This window comes from Falcatimonas sp. MSJ-15, assembly GCF_018918265.1.
Classification (GTDB): domain Bacteria; phylum Bacillota; class Clostridia; order Lachnospirales; family Lachnospiraceae; genus Falcatimonas.
In genome coordinates this window covers 104,538-123,088 of the sequence record NZ_JAHLQC010000011.1, presented here as the reverse complement: position 1 = coordinate 123,088, position 18,551 = coordinate 104,538, and the positions used below count along the sequence as shown (strand labels likewise).

General features: G+C 33.4%; 13 protein-coding genes and 1 riboswitch. Of the genes, 1 reads left to right on the top strand and 12 read right to left on the bottom strand.

Annotated features, from left to right (window positions below; all coding sequences use genetic code 11):
• Positions 1-192: 192 nt before the first annotated feature.
• The 5 genes from KQI85_RS10095 to KQI85_RS10075 all read right to left on the bottom strand — a co-directional run bounded on the left by KQI85_RS10095 (position 193) and on the right by KQI85_RS10075 (position 6,577).
• Entirely contained in the window at positions 193-1,152 is a 960-nt protein-coding gene (locus KQI85_RS10095) for a phospho-N-acetylmuramoyl-pentapeptide-transferase (protein WP_216575961.1), read from the bottom strand.
• A 32-nt stretch (positions 1,153-1,184) separates the two neighbouring features.
• Entirely contained in the window at positions 1,185-1,814 is a 630-nt protein-coding gene (locus tag KQI85_RS10090; RefSeq protein ID WP_216575960.1) for a DnaJ domain-containing protein, read from the bottom strand.
• Positions 1,814-2,647, bottom strand: coding sequence for a DUF5685 family protein (locus KQI85_RS10085; RefSeq protein WP_216575959.1), 834 nt, complete (start codon positions 2,645-2,647; stop codon positions 1,814-1,816). Before KQI85_RS10085 ends, KQI85_RS10090 begins: the two co-directional genes overlap by 1 nt.
• Before the next feature lie 6 nt (positions 2,648-2,653).
• Entirely contained in the window at positions 2,654-4,066 is a 1,413-nt protein-coding gene (locus KQI85_RS10080) for a Sapep family Mn(2+)-dependent dipeptidase (protein WP_371820595.1), read from the bottom strand.
• A gap of 294 nt (positions 4,067-4,360) precedes the next feature.
• Positions 4,361-6,577 (bottom strand): right-handed parallel beta-helix repeat-containing protein, encoded by a 2,217-nt coding sequence (locus KQI85_RS10075; protein ID WP_216575958.1) that lies wholly within the window; start codon positions 6,575-6,577, stop codon positions 4,361-4,363.
• Positions 6,578-6,870: 293 nt separating this feature from the next.
• A riboswitch (THF riboswitch) is annotated at positions 6,871-6,968 on the top strand.
• 54 nt (positions 6,969-7,022) lie between these two features.
• Between KQI85_RS10075 and KQI85_RS10070 the strand changes: the two genes are divergently transcribed.
• Positions 7,023-7,601 carry a folate family ECF transporter S component gene (locus KQI85_RS10070; protein WP_216575957.1) on the top strand — a complete coding sequence of 193 codons (579 nt, stop codon included), beginning with the start codon at positions 7,023-7,025 and terminating at the stop codon, positions 7,599-7,601.
• Between the two features lie 578 nt (positions 7,602-8,179).
• Here the strand turns inward: KQI85_RS10070 and cysK are convergent.
• From cysK to KQI85_RS10035, 7 genes are all read right to left on the bottom strand, one after another.
• Complete coding sequence (gene cysK / locus KQI85_RS10065; RefSeq protein ID WP_216575956.1) at positions 8,180-9,112, bottom strand: cysteine synthase A; 933 nt, start codon at positions 9,110-9,112, stop codon at positions 8,180-8,182.
• Positions 9,113-9,529: 417 nt separating this feature from the next.
• Positions 9,530-10,846: an MATE family efflux transporter gene (locus tag KQI85_RS10060; protein WP_216575987.1), complete on the bottom strand. Its 1,317-nt coding sequence runs from the start codon at positions 10,844-10,846 to the stop codon at positions 9,530-9,532.
• A 431-nt stretch (positions 10,847-11,277) separates the two neighbouring features.
• Entirely contained in the window at positions 11,278-11,706 is a 429-nt protein-coding gene (gene mscL / locus KQI85_RS10055) for a large conductance mechanosensitive channel protein MscL (RefSeq protein ID WP_216575955.1), read from the bottom strand.
• Between the two features lie 223 nt (positions 11,707-11,929).
• Entirely contained in the window at positions 11,930-12,604 is a 675-nt protein-coding gene (locus KQI85_RS10050) for a DNA alkylation repair protein (protein ID WP_253293828.1), read from the bottom strand.
• A 29-nt stretch (positions 12,605-12,633) separates the two neighbouring features.
• On the bottom strand, positions 12,634-13,038 hold the full coding sequence (locus KQI85_RS10045) for a GNAT family N-acetyltransferase (RefSeq protein WP_216575953.1): 405 nt from the start codon (positions 13,036-13,038) through the stop codon (positions 12,634-12,636).
• Between the two features lie 267 nt (positions 13,039-13,305).
• Entirely contained in the window at positions 13,306-15,930 is a 2,625-nt protein-coding gene (ppdK, locus tag KQI85_RS10040) for a pyruvate, phosphate dikinase (RefSeq protein WP_216575952.1), read from the bottom strand.
• Between the two features lie 1,212 nt (positions 15,931-17,142).
• Entirely contained in the window at positions 17,143-18,531 is a 1,389-nt protein-coding gene (locus KQI85_RS10035) for a glycine--tRNA ligase (RefSeq protein WP_216575951.1), read from the bottom strand.
• Positions 18,532-18,551: the final 20 nt, after the last annotated feature.

Genomic DNA, 18,551 nt, shown 5'->3' with positions numbered 1-18,551 from the left:
TTCACAATCCCTATTTAGTATTTTGCAAACTTTTAAATTCCTGCATTAATATTATATTATCATATTTTCTTCATATAATTTTTAATATATTCTTACAATTTCTGAAGATTCCTTAAAGATTATACATAAAAAATACCGTTTCTCGTCCACCTGCTATAAAGGCTTTGAAAAACGGTATTATTATACATATTATTACAGTGTAAGATATATTGTTGCTAATGATACTATTATCTGTATTATTGCAAATCTGAATACAGCCTGAGTATTTGACCAATCCCAATTCTTTCTTACATGATCATGAAGAGGAGTCCTTACTTTTGTAAGTGCTTTTATCTTACATTTTAATAAGGTTATCTTCACTAAGCCAAGACCACCATCAAGTATAAGAACTATAGCAAAAGGAATGTATAAAAATGGTGAACCAGTCTTAAGTATTGCTACACTTATGAATAATCCCATAGCTCTTGATCCTGCATCTCCCATAAGCATCTTGCTTGGTGTTGCATTATACCATAGATATCCAAGTATACATACTATGAATATAAGTATAATAAGTCCCATCTCTGGTGACACTTCTTTGATACTGTCATATAGATATATTGATGTAAGTGTGATTATTGTAAGTGTGCCTGATAGTCCATCGACACCATCTGCACAGTTAGTTACATTAATTGATGCCCATACAAGTATTATTGTAAGAATAGCAAATACTATAGGATTAAGTTTAATTACTGTTCCTGTAACTGCTATAAGTACACTTGATGAATTATAATGAAGGAATGTAACTGCAACTAATATTGCTATTATAAGGTCTAATATTCCTTTTTTTACACGTCCCCATGGAGTCTTTGCACAATCATCTAAGAATCCTGTCATCATGGCAAATATTGTAAGTACAATATATATTACAATCTCCAGACTTACTTTTCCAAACATCACTGCTGCGAAAGCAAATACCATTATGAATATAAATCCTGCTCCCCTTGGCTTGCCTGCTGATAATTTACCATTAAGTGCGAAATCTCTTCCTACATCTTTTGGCAGCTTATCTCCAAATTTTTTTAGTAAAAAACATGTTAGTAAAAATGCAACCATTACACCTATGAATGCTGAATATTTCATAGGTAATGATTCAAATAAATAGTTAATCATTTGTCATACCTCTTCTATTTTTATATTTTTTATTAGATACAAAATCCACCACCACAAAAAGCATTGCATAAAATATTAGCAAGGCATAATCTCAAGCAGTAATCTCCATCACTTTCATACGAACTACCATACGGATTACGCATAGTATTATATCTAAATCCACCCATCTGAAGCTGCTGATATAATGCCATATATCTTCCATTGCCAGGCTCCATATCACAAGCTCTCTTAGCATGCTCGGTAGCAGTAACGTTATTACCATTCTGTGAATTAGCTATTGCACTGTAATAATACCACATAGCATTTCTGTCAGATATATCATTAAGAACATTAAGTGCTTCTGTAAAATGTCCACTGTTAATATAATTAGCTGCTGCTGTTAGTCTTATATCTGACTCACTCTGTGATGCCCTGCTTCCTGTTCCAAATCCTGAAAATCCTCCAAATTCTTCATACGCTCCACTATATCCATTCTCTCGTTCCTTCATAATCTGGTCATACGCCTGCTGCACTTCTTTGAAACGTTCTTCTGCAAGTTTTGCATTAGGGTTGTTAATATTAGCATCCGGATGATATTTACGGCTAAGATTGCGATATGCTTTTTTTATCTCATCATCCGATGCATCCCTCGACACACCAAGTACTTTATAAGGGTCTTGCATTATTCTACCTTTTCCTTTCTTTTATGTAGTATTGCGTCATATCTGCACCAGACACCTGAATACAATATATTTCTTAATATACCAACATCACGAAGTATTGGCAATCTTTCAAAATATCTTGTACATTCAGCCATCATCATCGTTAATATCTTCTTAACATAATCATCAAATCCATCTTGTCCATATAACTTAATAAATGGATTATAACTATTATTCTTAATATCTTTGTCAATGTCTTCGTATGCATCTAATATATATATATATTTGCCAATATAAAATCCCATATTGCTTAATGTGTCACGCCATTCGTCATCTTCTTTTGCAAACATAACTGACATTATTTTTCCAAATATTCCAGCCATAGTATCAATATTGGTATCATTTGATTCTTCATGTTCTCTAAGCTCTCTTAAATACTTCTCAATCTTAAGTGCTTTATCTTCATATTTTAAAGATACTTTTTGTGCTTTTCTTTTAAAAGCTGATGATGCAAGAAAAGCACTTATCTTTTTCTCATCATTCCAATCATCAAGTTCTTTATAATATGTAAGAAGTATATTCATATCTGATGCATATTCTGTATATTCATTCACTATATATCTGTGACTTTTAACCGGATGTGGTATGCATTTGCATCTTCCATCCTCTGATTCCGGCTCATATAATCCTGTAAGTAAGATAACAAGAAAAGTCATGTCATAACTTAAAGTCATCTGTCCTGCAATACCATATCTGTCTTTTAGCACTTTGCAAAGTCCACAATAATATGCTCTATACTTCTCAAATTCACGAAGCTTTAATTCCATCTTATTAGCATATACATACCCAAACATGTCTTATTACCTACATAATTCTGCTATCGCAAGTGCAAATATCTTAGCACTATCTGTAAGTTCTTCTATAACAGCAAATTCATCAGGTCCATGCATCTTATTATCAGTTCCAGGCATTGATGCACCAAATGCTACACCATTTTTGAGGTTATGAACATAAGTTCCTCCACCCATAGATACACATTCGCCTTTTAAACCTGTTACTTCTTCATATTTATCAAGAAGTGTCTTTACAAATGCACTATCACCACTTACATGATGTGGTGCTCTCATTGTATCTGTATCAAATACGAAACCTTCCTTTGCCATTCTGTCTTTTATAACTTTTAACACATTATCTTCATTAGCACATATTGGACATCTTGAATCGAATGTTCCATCTATTCTTCCTTCTCTTATTGTAAGAAGACTAAATGCCAAAGTTAATTCTCCTGAAAGTTCATCGCTCATTGCTACATTAAGTGCAATACCATTACTGTCATTATGTGGCATCATAGCATATAATCTCTTCACAAGTCTTATCTGCTCATTATCTTCAAAAGGAAGTGTTGTAAGTAGGAAAAGTAATGCTGTTATTGCATTATTACCCTCTTTTGGTGTTGATGCGTGTGCACCTTTTCCGACTGCTGTAATATATACACCATTATCTTTTTCTTCACATATATAATCCACAAAAGTAACTTTTGCTGCTGCTTTTGCAGCCTGTTCAATCTCTTGTATACTTATACCACTTACTGTTGCATATGCTTTACCCGGAACTACATTCACTTTTGTACCTGCAGTAAAATCTACTATCTTCTTATCTGTATCTACTGTATAATCAGCATAAAAATGTCCTCTTAATGATCCCTTTTCAATATTAACAACTGGAAATTCTCCATCTGGTGAAAATGTCATTGGAGCTTCCTGTTCCTTCTTATAATAATATGCTATATCGCTGCTTCCACATTCTTCATCAGTTCCACCTATAAGTCTTACATTCTTGCTAATAGGAATGTTAAGTTCTTTTATTGCACGCATAGCATATAAAGCTGCTATAAATGGTCCTTTGTCGTCTGCTGTTCCTCTTCCATATATTCTGCCATTCTTTACAACCGGTTCATAAGGTGTTGTTATCTGCCATCCTTCACCGGCAGGCACAACATCAAGATGTGCTAAAATATCAAGACATCTCTCTTTGTCAGATATATCTGCTGTTGTTACATAATTGTCATAATTAGTAACTTTAAAGCCATATCCTCTCATTATATCTTCTGCTTCACAGAGTGCTTTATATGGTCCTTCACCAAAAGGCATTCCTGACTTTTCTTCACCTTTTTCACTATTAATTCTTACGAGTCTTTTAATATCTTCAAGCATATCTTCTCTATGCTCATCAATGTATTTTTCTATTCTTTCTTTATATATATTCTCTGCCACAATAATTCCTCCTGACAATTTAAATGTGTATATTGTTAATTATTTTTCAGACAACATACAAAAATAAGTATATTCTTTTTTTCATTCAATTACAATACTAAGTAATGTTATTTTTAATATTCTTCATTTAAAAAATTATAATCTTAATCGTCATTTTATCTTCATGATAATACAAAAACCGCCAGATAACGATTTCTATGACTGCAGTCATAAAATGTCATTAATCTGACGGTTCTGTCAAGTATATAAAGGAGTAATTACTTGAGAATTATGGAATTATAATATATTTATTGTCTATTCAACAACTTCTACATAGTAAACATAAGATTCAAGATCCTGTTTTGTAAGAGTATATGTGCCAGCTTTTGCCAATTTTATTTTTCTTACTTCAACGCTTGTTCCAATGTCTTCTAAGCCTTCTGAACTGTCATTAATACTAAGTGAAGCACCTGCTTTTTTAGCTTTAACAACAATTTTTACTGTTGCGTTATCTTTTGTTGTTGTAAACTGAATACTTGATTTTGAATCCATCTTAAGGGATTTCTTAAGTGTTAATCCATTGTATTTAGTGTTACCTTTTGATACAAGTGAGCCTGTTATTGTAAATCCATTAGCTTTTTTGCTCTTTGTTGGATTATATACTTTGCTTGATGTTGCTGTTTCACTTGTTGTTGCTTCTGTAGAAGCTTCTGTTGGAGCCTGTGTTGGAGCTTCTGTTGTAGCCTGTGTTGAAGCTGCTGTTGTAGCTTCTTCTGCCTTTGTTGTTGTTTCTGTAGCTTCTGTAGCTTCTGTTGCTGTTGTAGCTTCTGTTGCAGCAGGTTCTGTTGTTGTTGTACCACCGGCAACAATTGAGCTTCCTCCAACTTTTACTAAGTCAATTGTATAACTCTTGATCTTAGCCATTAATTCTGTATTTACTGCATATGATGTATCATCAGCGCTTGTAAATGTGAATTTGAAATCACCACCGTTAACACGACCAGCGTATTTTGTTACGTTTTCTTTAGCCTGTTCTGGTGAATCAGCTGTATATTTATACATTGTTGATGCTGTATCAAAGTTATTGTAAGTTGTACCACCACTTACAGTTTTATATGAAGATGGAACCTGTTCTGATGCGCTGCTTGCAAGATATGCATCGAAGCTCTTTGCATTAGCATCTGATGTATCACTCTTAGCGTTTGCATAGATGAGGCTGCTTGCTCCAATAATTGTATTGTTGTATGCTTTAATCATACCACCAGCTTCATTTGAGAATGTACCTTCTCCTAAAGCATCTGTTCCCTGTAATGAACTCATCATAGGATTTTTACAATTTCTGAAGTAGTTAGCTTCTACGAATGCTGATGAACCTTTTGTTACACCAACACCATATTTTGAATTTCCATCATAGTAGTTGTTATATACGTGGATTGAACCAACTCTGATTCTTGGATGACGTGAATCTGAATGGTCAAACCAGTTATGATGATATGTTACAAAGAATTCTTCTGTATCACTCATACCACAAAGTGAACATTTTCCTGAATCCCAGAAATGATTATATGAAACAGTTACATATGTAGAATTCTGTTTAACATCACATGAACCATCACCTTTTGCCTGATCTTTATCGCTTCCGGCATTACCATAGAAGATTTCATTGTTATGAATCCAGATATTAGCATTATTAGTATCAAGAGAAATACCGTCATCGTCAAATAACATTACTGCAATGTTTCTAACTTCAACGTTCTGTGAATCTCTGATAAGAATTCCCCAGCCATAAGCTGAAGCATCTTCACCAATACCTTCAATTGTCATATTCTTACAACCTTTAATCTGAAGATATCCGTTTGAATTAAGACCACTTGGATCATTAATCTGACCTACCAAACGGATAATAAGAGGAGTTGTATCATATCCTTTCTGTCTTTTAGCAAGGATATCTGTAAGACCTTTACATGTTGTTTTACTACCTTTGCTGTTAGTAATAACATCTAATGTAACGCTATCTTTTGTTTCATCTGTTATATACACAATCTGAGCATTTGAAGGAACTGTTCCGTCATCATTATATGCACCTGAACCAGTTTTTGCAGGTGAACTTGATGAGAATGCAAAACCTTCTCTTGTATGAGCTGTAACTGTAAGTTTGCCAGTTGTTGCTGCTAATTTAGCAGATTCACTTCCACTTACAATTGGAACAACTTTCATTACATATTCTCCAGCTTTTAAACCTGGAATATCTGCTCTGAAATATGTCTTATACTGTCTGATAAGCGAGTCATCTAACTGCTTATACTCTGAATCCTGGGCACTTGCGTTCTTATAATAAACGTTGTAACCCTTTGCGTTGTTAACGCTGTTCCACTTAACGTATGCAGACTCTAACCATCCACTACTCTCTGTAATAACTACAGATGATGAGGCAGCTGCGTTTGCAACGTACGATTTCGCTACTGGTATGCTAATTATAACTAGTAAAGCTGCCAGTACGAAAGCCAATGCTTTCTTAGTACTTGATTTCATAGTACATCTCCTTTAAATAAATTTTATAACTTCTTCGCGATATGGTACTTATCGCTTAATAAAAGTTTACCATTTAGTTAATAATTTGTTAATAGTTCTTTATTCCCCTTTTTGGAAACCAAAATTAGTGTTTCAGTACCATTTAAACTATTTTATGGTACGTTAGTACTAAACTTTTGTCTGAATATTAGTTTCCAAATTGCATTTTTTAGTTTTTTAAAAAAACTATTGTAATTTATTTTTAATATGCTATAATCCTTTCTTGTAAACATATTAACTTAATAAATTATTAAAGCAGAGTAGAAAATTATGCGTTAAGTGTCATCTGGACGGGGAGTTGCCATTTGAACGAAGGAGTTCATCCGCGGTATAATTTTCGCATCCCGCTGCTACATTTAGCTTAATCTCCTAATTGTAGCAACGACTGCAAGAAGGAGGTTTTTTTATGAAAAATTTTACTAACACATTAAAAAGTTCTCTTAATGAACTAAAAAGCATCAGAAACATCTCAATATGTGCACTATTTATAGCACTCTCCGTATTACTTGGCACACTATCTGTACAAGTGACACCAACTATTAAAGTGGGATTTTCATTCCTTTGTAACTCAATGATAGGTCTGATGTTCGGACCTGTTACCGGTGCTGTCTTTGGCGGTGCAACTGATATTATCAAATACTTTATAAAGCCTACAGGAGCTTTCTTCCCTGGCTTTACATTAAGTGCCATCGTGGGCGGTTTTATCTATGGTATTTTTCTATATAAGAAACCCGTAAGTACTCTAAGATGTGCTATAGCGAAATTAACTGTTGTTGTTATTGTCAATGTTGTAATGAATTCCGTATGGTTAAGAATTATGTATCACACTCCTTGGGAGTATCTTCTAACTACAAGAATCATCAAAGAACTTATTATGTATCCTATCGAGACATTCCTGTTCATCATGGCTGTTAATGCTTTAAAAGCACCACTTAATAAGATGAATCTTGCTTATTATAAGCCAAAGCACAGTAAAACCTGTTAGATAATCTGTCTCGTCAAAGATGTAAATATTGACCGCTTGACATTGTAACATGTATATTCAATTTTGAAAAACTAAAAACAGAGAAAAGTTCCCCGCTTTTCTCTGTTTTTTTATAGAAACTAACTATTTTATCTTCTCTTTTTTATCAAAACCTTCTATATCTAATATAACATCAATATTTCTGTGTTTGTACTATTTTTTCTGTATTGGTTTCCTATGCTTCAGCTTATTTTGAACGTATTGGCATAATATTTGGGTGTTTTGCAGAGAATATATCCTTCTTATATATTAAAATCCATGTAACAATTAGTTAATCATTTTACTATATAGAGAGTATATAATATTTCTATATTTAATACTCTAACTAATGTTGTCTACGTTTAATCATCTGTACCTGTGCAAAATGTGGTTAATATTATATATTTTCCTATATATGATGCAAAGAATGTATATGTCTCTCAATTCACATAGTCACAAAGTGAATGGTGCTACAAATTAAGATGTCGGTGGCAAAAGCCTTTAAGCTTTAATGCAATGCAAAATTTATAAAAAACGTATACACTCGATATGCCTATGTCTTACTCTTCAAAAAGAGCTGTTGAAAGATATCTCTCTCCTGTATCCGGAAGAAGTGCAACCACTGTCTTTCCTTCATTCTCTGGTCTCTTTGCTATTTCAATTGCTGCATATAATGCTGCTCCTGAAGATATTCCTACAAGAATTCCTTCTGTTCTCGCAATCTCTCTTGCTGTCTCAAATGCAGCTTCATTCTCTACAGTAAACACTTCATCATATACTTTTGTATCAAGTGTATCCGGAATAAATCCTGCACCTATACCCTGTATCTTATGTGAACCACTTCTACCTTCTGATAATACCGGTGAATTCTTAGGTTCAACCGCTATAATCTTAACTCCATCAATCTTCGACTTAAGATATCTTCCTGTTCCTGTCACAGTTCCACCTGTACCAACACCAGCTACAAAATAATCCACTTTACCATCAGTTGCTTCATATATCTCCGGACCTGTTGTTCTCTCATGCACACTAGGATTAGCTTGATTAGTGAACTGACTTAATATTATAGAACCTTCTATCTCTCTGTTAAGTTCTTCCGCTTTATCTATTGCGCCTTTCATACCCTTACTTCCATCAGTAAGTACAACTTCTGCACCATAAGCCTTAACAAGCTTTCTTCTCTCTATACTCATAGTCTCAGGCATTGTAAGTATCGCTCTATATCCTCTTGCTGCAGCAACTGCTGAGATACCTATTCCTGTATTGCCACTTGTTGGTTCAATAATCGTTGCACCGGGTTTAAGAATTCCTTTCTCTTCGGCATCTTGTATCATTGCAAGTGCTATTCTGTCTTTTACACTTCCTGCCGGATTAAAATATTCAACCTTTACAAGTAATCTTGCCTTAAGATTTAACTTATTCTCAATATTACTAACTTCTACAAGTGGTGTATTACCTATTAATTCTGTAAATCCTCTCTTTATATTAGCCATGCTTCATACCGCCTTTCAATTATTATGCTATATATACTTTAACTATTGACATAATTATATTTACCTTATTCCAGCTATATATTCATTCCAATGTATAATTTCAATGTATGATATTTATACTTTTCATACGTTTCCTATTATTCATACATTTCCTAGCTAATTTGTATGAATAATATTTAACATATATTCACGTACATGTCAAGTAGTTTTATAGTGTTATTTTGTTTTGCAGTCTTATTGCTTTTTTAATTTTTATTGTCTTTTAATAAAAAGCACAAAAAAAGAACCGTTTTACCGATTCTCTCTTTGCATAGCAAATATAATTTTTTCTTAAAAATGTTACCTTTATCTTCTATTATGTAAATTGCATGGCTTTTTGCATATACTTCATCTATAAATATGATAACATCTCTAAAATTAATTCCTTGCAAGCGACTTCTGCTCTTGTCGTTCAAAATTATGTATCCAATCTGCTTTAAGAAAATATATCAGGAATATAATCGAACTTAGTGACCATGTAAGTGGATATGCCCAGAATATTACACCTATCTCCGGTATTATCTTAACCATAATTGATATATATGTAATTCTTATGCCACACCATGTTAAAAGCATTGTAAACATAGGCACTGTCGCTTTACCTGCTCCTCTCATAATTCCCGCTATACAATGTGAAAATGCAAGAAGGAAATAAAAAAGTGCTTCAGTCTTAGCTTGTCTTGTTCCAAATGCAATTACTTCAGGCTCACTATTAAACAACGCAATAAGATGTGGTGCAAGTGTAAATATAATAACTCCAACTACTTCTGCAAGAATGATTGAACATATTATTCCAAAGCGAGCTCCTTTTTTAACTCTGTCATATTTCTTCGCTCCAATATTCTGTCCGACAAATGTTGTAAGAGCCATTGAAAAGCATGTAATTGGAAGAAAAGCAAATCCTTCAATCTTAGAATATGCTCCACATCCAGCAACTGCATTCTTCTCAAACGCATTAATATTAGTCTGTACAATTACATTAGCAAATGCAATAATAGAATTCTGTACACCTGATGGAAGACCAAGAGATATTATTTTGCCAAGCATAATCTTATGAAATCTAATCTTAGATGGATGAACCTTGTATACAGTATCATATCTTATAAGCCTTATAAAACAAAGAATTGCACTAAGAGCCTGTGATATTACTGTTGCAAGTGCTGCTGAACCAACACCAAGCTTTAACTTTGCAACAAAAAGAATATCAAGTGCTACATTAACAAATGATGAAAATATAAGGTAATACAATGGATGCCTACTGTCACCTACAGCTTGAAGTATTCCTACGAATATATTATATAATACTACAAATATTGCTCCATAAAAATATGTTCTAAAATAGACTATTGAGTTAGGCAAAACTGACTTTGGTGTATTCATCCATACAAGTATCTGTGGTGTAAATATAACGCCTACAACTGTAAGAATCATACCTGCAACAATTCCAAATGCAATATCTGTATGAATTGCATCCTGCATCTCATCATAATCTTTCGCACCAAAATATTTGGATATTACAACGCCTGCTCCCATTGCAATTCCATTAAAAAATCCTACAAGTAAAAATATAAGTGTTCCTGATGAACTTACTGCAGCAAGTGCATCACTATCAATGAATTTACCAACAATTAGTGAATCCATAGTATTATAGAGTTGTTGAAACACATTACCAAGGAATATAGGCAATGCAAACATTATTATATTTTTCCATATTGTTCCTTCTGTTAATGATGTTCTTTTGTTTTCCACTTTTTCTCCTCCCTTTTGTTAAATCTTTATATAATCGGTAAAACTAAGTAAAAGACAATCAGATGGTGCTGACTTATAATAAAATCAGACAGTGTTATGTGCTAAAACACTTAGTTTTACAGTCGATTAGTCAAATTAAGCACAAATTATATTATAATCCTTAGAATAAGGTTTATGTCAATGCTTTTTTGTATAAATACGCAATAAGACTCTCGCTTAGTTACTACGAAAGTCTTATATATTATCTTATTATTAAATAGTATATACTTTTGCATATACTATGACTGTATTTTTATCTATATATCTATTCTGTACTATATATCCATTCTGTATTATATCATGTATTCTGTATTATTAACTATATGCAGAATATAATATTACTTCTCAAGATCCGAAGTACAATGCGGACACTTAACTGCTTTTATATTAATCTCACTAAGACAATATGGACACTTCTTAGTAGTTGACACTGTTTCTTCATGTTTTGAGAACTTATCATTAATCTTATTAATAAGCTTTACTATACAGAATATTACAAGTGCTGTTATGAGAAAATTAATCACTGCTGTAATAAAATTACCATAACAAAGTATTGGTGCACTCTCTCCTGTTCCAAGTTTAACTTTAAGGTTAGAAAAATCAATTCCACCAAATATTCCAAGTATTGGTGTTAAAATATCCTGGTTAAGTGATGTAACAATCGCTGTAAATGCACCACCGACAATAACACCGACAGCCATATCCATCACATTACCACGCATTATAAACTTCTTAAATTCTGAAATAAATCCTTTTTCTTTTGACATCTGTAATTCTCTCCCTTATTGTATATTTTCATATCACTATTTTCTGCTTTCAGACAGATGATCTATACATTTTTCTTAATCTTATATACTGCTCCTATTGCAAGCTTGTCTTAATGATCTATCCTAGTCGCATCTTAATGAACACTAATATCTTAAAAGAATATATCTCCATCAGTAGATTGTATCACATTAAAGCAGTTAATTACAAGATGCGTTTCTATCTCTATATAAGTGTCCTTAGATACTCTTTTTGCTTATCTGTTATCCTATAACTCTCTATAGCTTTGCGTATTGTCTTTTTGTGAACCCATTCTGGTAATCTCTTCTCCTCAATGTATACAATCGTACTATCCCACTGCTTAGCAAGTGCCGTTGCCATATACCACGCAATCATCATATTAACATAATATTCTTCAGACTTTACTTGTGCTACTATCTTAAGATACTCATCCTTAAAATTATCATCAAGATATAATCTCATTAACATACCTATTCCATATCTTATCGTATATGGTTCATCGGAATCTATCCACTTTACAATATGTGTAAGTAGTCTATCTGTATTATTCTTAAAACAAGCCGGTGCCGGGAAATCACATGTAGCCCAGTTATCTATATAAGGTAAGAAGTTTTCTACTTCTGTGATACATCTGTCATAATCTTTTATTCCTGTAATAAGCATCATATGAAGATTATTCTCTTCGTAATATCTATGCGGAAGAGAATGTAAAAAAACTTCTGTATTTTCTTTTGCATATTCTTTTGAAAACTTTCTAAGTATTGGTGTTCTTATACCAATTATATTCTCATAGGGTATATTCGGTATAAGTTTGCTATGAAAATCTCTGTATTTTTTATCTTGCAATTCAAACAATCGCATCTGTAATGGTGTTAACATATATATCCTTTCTCGCATTTATCTATATTTTATATTCGCTTCAAGAAGAAATATTCTGCATATCCGCAAATATCATCTTCATAGCTTCCAACTATTTCATAGTTTAAAGCTTCATAAAATTCTTTTCCTTGCCAGCTAAATGTATCAAGTCGAATTGTATTCACACCCATTTCACTTGCTCGCTTTTCCATTTCTTCTATAAGTGATTTACCATAACCTTTTCTTCTATATTCTTCATCAACAAATACTGTAGATACATATAATATCTTAAATGCAGTAATACACGCATCTAATCCAGCCACTATTCTTCCATCTTCTTCAATTCCTATCTTAATACTACCTTCCATTTTATATGTAATATAATTTTCATCATAAGTATTAAGCCTGTCTTCTATACTCTCTACTTGCTGTTCATTCAAATTAATAATTTTCATAATATTTTTCCTCCACAAAATTCTAGCTTTCATTCTTCTTAAACACAGCAATTATACCACAGTATATATTATTTTTCTACATGCCTCCTGACCTATACGATGTATTGTAATACTCCTAAAATCATGTCAGACCTAAACAAATTCAACACTCACTCTATGAAACGTAATTATTAATAAAAGTGCTATTTCAAAACTCAAACAAGGGAAAGCCATAAATGCTTTCCCTTGCAAACTTATATACTATTATCTATTTGTCCTTATTATATCCTATCTGTCTTTTAAAGCTGCCTGTGCTGCTGCGAGTCTTGCAATTGGAACTCTGAATGGTGAACATGATACATAGTTAAGTCCAACTCTGTGACAGAATTCAACACTTGAAGGATCTCCGCCATGTTCTCCACAGATACCAAGTTTGATATCAGGTCTTACCTGACGACCTTTTTCTGCTGCCATCTTAACAAGCTGTCCAACACCTTTTTGGTCAAGTCTTGCAAATGGATCTGATTCGTAAATCTTATTCTTATAATAAGAATCAAGGAATTTACCTGCATCATCACGAGAGAATCCAAATGTCATCTGTGTTAAATCGTTAGTACCAAATGAGAAGAATTCTGCCTCTTCAGCAATCTCATCTGCAAGTAAAGCTGCACGAGGTATCTCGATCATAGTACCGATATGGTATTTAATATCTGAACCTTTTTCTGCTTTTACTTTTTCTGCTGTCTCTACAACAACATCTTTTACATATTTAAGCTCTTTCTTCTCACCAACAAGTGGAATCATAATCTCTGGAACGATATCAAATCCTTTTTCATTCTTAACTTCAATAGCAGCTTCCATAACAGCTCTTGTCTGCATTCTTGCTATCTCTGGATATGTAACTGCAAGACGACATCCTCTATGTCCCATCATAGGGTTGAATTCATGTAAAGCATCACATGTAGCTTTAACTTCTTCAACGCTCAAATTCATATCTTTGGCAAGTGCTTTTATGTCTTCTTCATCTGTTGGTACGAATTCATGAAGAGGTGGATCAAGATAACGTACTGTCATTGGTTTACCTTCAAGAACTTCATACATTGCTTTAAAGTCAGCTTTCTGGAATTCAAGTAATTCTGCAAGTGCTGCTTCTCTTCCTTCTACTGTCTTAGAGAGAATCATCTTACGAATCTTTGGAATTCTATCTTCGTTAAAGAACATATGCTCTGTACGGCAAAGACCGATACCTTCTGCTCCAAGTTTTACTGCATTCTTAGTATCTGCTGGTGTATCTGCATTAGTTCTAACTCCAAGTTTTCTAAATTCATCAGCCCAAGCCATGATTCTTCCAAAATCACCACTTACTGATGCTTCTACTGTCTTAATATCGCCAAGGTAAATCTTACCTGTTGAACCATCAAGTGAGATATAATCTCCTTCTTTGATTGTCTCTCCACCAAGAGTGAATACTTTACCTTCTTCATCTATATTAATATCGCCACATCCTGATACACATGCTGTACCCATACCACGAGCAACAACTGCTGCATGAGATGTCATACCGCCACGAACTGTTAAGATACCTTCTGAAGCATGCATACCTTCAATATCTTCTGGTGATGTCTCAAGACGTACAAGAATAACTCTTTCTCCTCTTTGACCTGCTTCTTTTGCTTCTTCTGCTGTAAAATATACTTTACCTGCTGCTGCACCAGGTGATGCAGGAAGTGCTTCGCCGATTACTTTACCAGCTTTAAGAGCTGCCTGATCAAATGTTGGATGTAATAACTGGTCAAGTGATTTAGCTTCAATTCTAAGAACTGCTTCTTCTGGTGTAATCTTGCCTTCATCTACAAGATCACATGCAATCTTGATTGCTGCAGGAGCTGTTCTCTTACCATTACGAGTCTGTAAGAAATATAACTTACCTTCCTGAATTGTAAATTCCATATCCTGCATATCTCTGTAATGATTCTCAAGTTTCATTGCAAGTTCCATGAACTGTTTATAACATTCAGGTAAATCTTTCTCAAGCTGTGTAATAGGCTGTGGTGTTCTTACACCTGCAACAACATCTTCACCCTGTGCATTGATTAAGTATTCACCATAGATTCCTTTTTCACCTGTTGATGGATTACGTGTAAATGCAACACCTGTTCCAGATGTATCTCCCATATTACCAAATACCATAGCCTGAACATTAACTGCTGTTCCCCAGTCACCAGGAATATCATTCATTCTTCTGTATACGATAGCACGAGGGTTGTCCCATGAACGGAATACTGCTTTAACAGCTTCCATAAGCTGAACTTTTGGTTCCTGTGGGAATTCTTCGCCATTCATTGCATCTTTATATACTTTTTTGAATCTTACAACTAATTCTTTTAAGTCATCTGTTGTAAGTTCTGTATCATATTTTACACCTTTTGCTTCTTTGACTTCATCAATGATTTTCTCAAAGAATGACTTTGGTACTTCCATAACTACGTCTGAGAACATCTGAATAAATCTTCTATAAGAATCATATGCGAATCTTGGATTACCTGTCTTAGCTGCAAACCCCTCTACAGCTTCATCATTAAGACCAAGATTAAGAATAGTATCCATCATACCAGGCATTGATGCTCTGGCACCAGAACGAACTGATACAAGCAGTGGGTCTTTAGTGTCCCCAAACTTCTTACCCTGCTTCTCTTCAAGTATCTTTAGAGCATCGAATATCTGAGTCTTTATCTCATCAGTAATATTCTTACCACTGTTATAATATTCTGTACATGCCTCTGTTGTAACTGTAAAACCCTGTGGAATTGGTAAGCCAAGATTAGTCATCTCTGCAAGGTTAGCACCCTTGCCCCCAAGGAGATTACGCATATCAGCATTACCTTCTGTAAATAAGTAAACCCATTTTGCCATATTCTTCTTCCTCCTAAAATATATTAAACATGCTAATATTATAGCACAAAATTATAAATAGTCCACTATTTTTTAATATTTTGTTTACTTTTTTTATAAAAAATACCTACTTTTTGTTGTAAGCATTTACATTTGCGCTGTTGCTATTATATTTTTCTGATAACTTTTTCTCATTTTATGGCGTTTTTTAGTCTTTTTTGTATCAAAGTTACATTGTTTTTCATTTAATACGTCCTCAAATATCTGCACTTTTTTTGCACATAATCACAGTTTCTTCTAGTACCACGCTCCTATATACGGGTAATATTATACAATATTTGTAATTGTTATTTTACGCCAATATCTATCTTATTTTGCCAAAAAGCTCATATTTATCAGGTTTTGACTTATCTTCTGTATAAAAAAACCTGATAGAATGAGCATTTTCTATCAGGTTCTATCTAGGAAAGTTATAATTGAGCATTTATAACCTATCTAGGGGCTTATTATGTGTGAAACAAAAAAAGATACAATAGGCAGCAAACCCCATTGCATCTTTGCAAATATTTTAACAATATTTTGTATGTTTCACCGTTATGCGGCATATATTATGTTAACTATTATACTCTAGTATTAATTATCAGTTTTTATCTTAAGTAATCATTCTACAACGATTATACGTTTTCAAATTGATTAATCACTCCATAACGATTATGCATTTTCGAACTAATTAATTATTCCATAACGATTATACGTTTTCGAATCTATTAATCACTCTATAACGATTATACGTATTCAAATTGATTAATCATTCCATAATTATTATGCGTTTTCGAACTGATTAATTCTGCCATATTATAGTAAACTGACACATAATATACTTATAAGTTATCACTTCTCGTCTTGCAACCTATTGCCACTTGCGTAAATAAAAAGAATAAATAAATATAAATGGATAAAATGGTATTGTTGCGACAATGAACGCCAACTAGCAGATATTATAGCTAGTACTTATGAACATTGTTCACAAAAAAAGATGCAACGAGTTCTCATGCCCCGTTGCATCTTATGTCAACCATAATAGTATACTACTATCTAATTGTCAAGTTCTATCTCACATATTATCTAGAATATATCACATATTATCCAGAATATATGATTAATATATCACTCTCATTCTTAACTTTGTAAAGTCGCTTATAATATACTTAATCTACAATACAACTTATATCTTTAGAATGTAAATTTATCTTCAAAGTATGCCTTAAGATCTTCGATCTTAACTCTCTCCTGTTCCATTGTATCTCTATCACGAACAGTTACTGCATGGTCTTCTTCTGAATCAAAGTCATATGTAATACAGAAAGGTGTTCCTATCTCATCCTGTCTTCTGTATCTCTTACCAATGTTACCTCTGTCATCGAATTCACAGTTATATTTCTTAGATAATTCTGCAAATACTTTTTCTGCACCTTCGTTTAACTTCTTTGATAAAGGTAATATACCAATCTTAACTGGTGCAAGTGCTGGATGGAAGTGTAATACTGTACGAACATCTCCACCTTCAAGTTCTTCTTCATCATAAGCAGCACATAAGAATGCAAGTGTAACTCTGTCTGCACCAAGTGATGGTTCGATTACATAAGGGATATATTTTTCTTTTGCTTCATCATCAAAATATGACATATCTTCACCAGATACATTCTGATGCTGTGTTAAGTCATAATCTGTTCTGTCAGCGATACCCCATAATTCACCCCATCCAAATGGGAATAAGAATTCGATATCTGTTGTTCCTTTGCTATAGAAGCATAATTCTTCTTGTGAATGATCTCTTGCTCTCATCTCATCATCTTTGATTCCAAGGCTCTTTAACCAATTGATACAGTAACTTCTCCAGTAGTTGAACCATTCAAGGTCTGTTCCAGGTTTACAGAAGAATTCAAGTTCCATCTGTTCGAATTCTCTTGTTCTGAATGTAAAGTTACCTGGTGTTATCTCATTACGGAATGATTTACCAATCTGACCAATACCAAATGGTATCTTCTTTCTTGATGTTCTCTGTACATTCTTAAAGTTAACAAATATACCCTGTGCAGTCTCAGGTCTTAAATATACTGTATTCTTAGCATCTTCAGTTACACCCTGGAATGTCTTAAACATAAGATTAAACTGTCTGATATCTGTAAAATCATGCTTTCCACATGTTGGACAGCAGATATTTTTCTCATTGATAAAGTTCATCATCTGTTCATTAGACCAAGCATCAACTGAACCTTCAAGCTCAAAATTGTTATCTGCACACCAGTCTTCTATTAATTTATCTGCTCTAAATCTCTCATGGCAGCTCTTACAATCCATTAAAGGATCTGCAAAACCACCAAGATGTCCTGATGCAACCCATGTCTGTGGGTTCATAAGTATTGCACAGTCAACACCAACATTGTATGGATTCTCCATAACAAATTTCTGCCACCATGCTTTCTTTACGTTGTTCTTAAGTTCTACACCAAGGTTACCATAATCCCAAGTATTAGCTAATCCTCCGTAAATCTCTGAACCTGGATATACAAATCCTCTTGCTTTCGCCAAAGCAACAATTTTTTCCATTGTTTTTTCCATCTTAATAACAACCTTTCTTT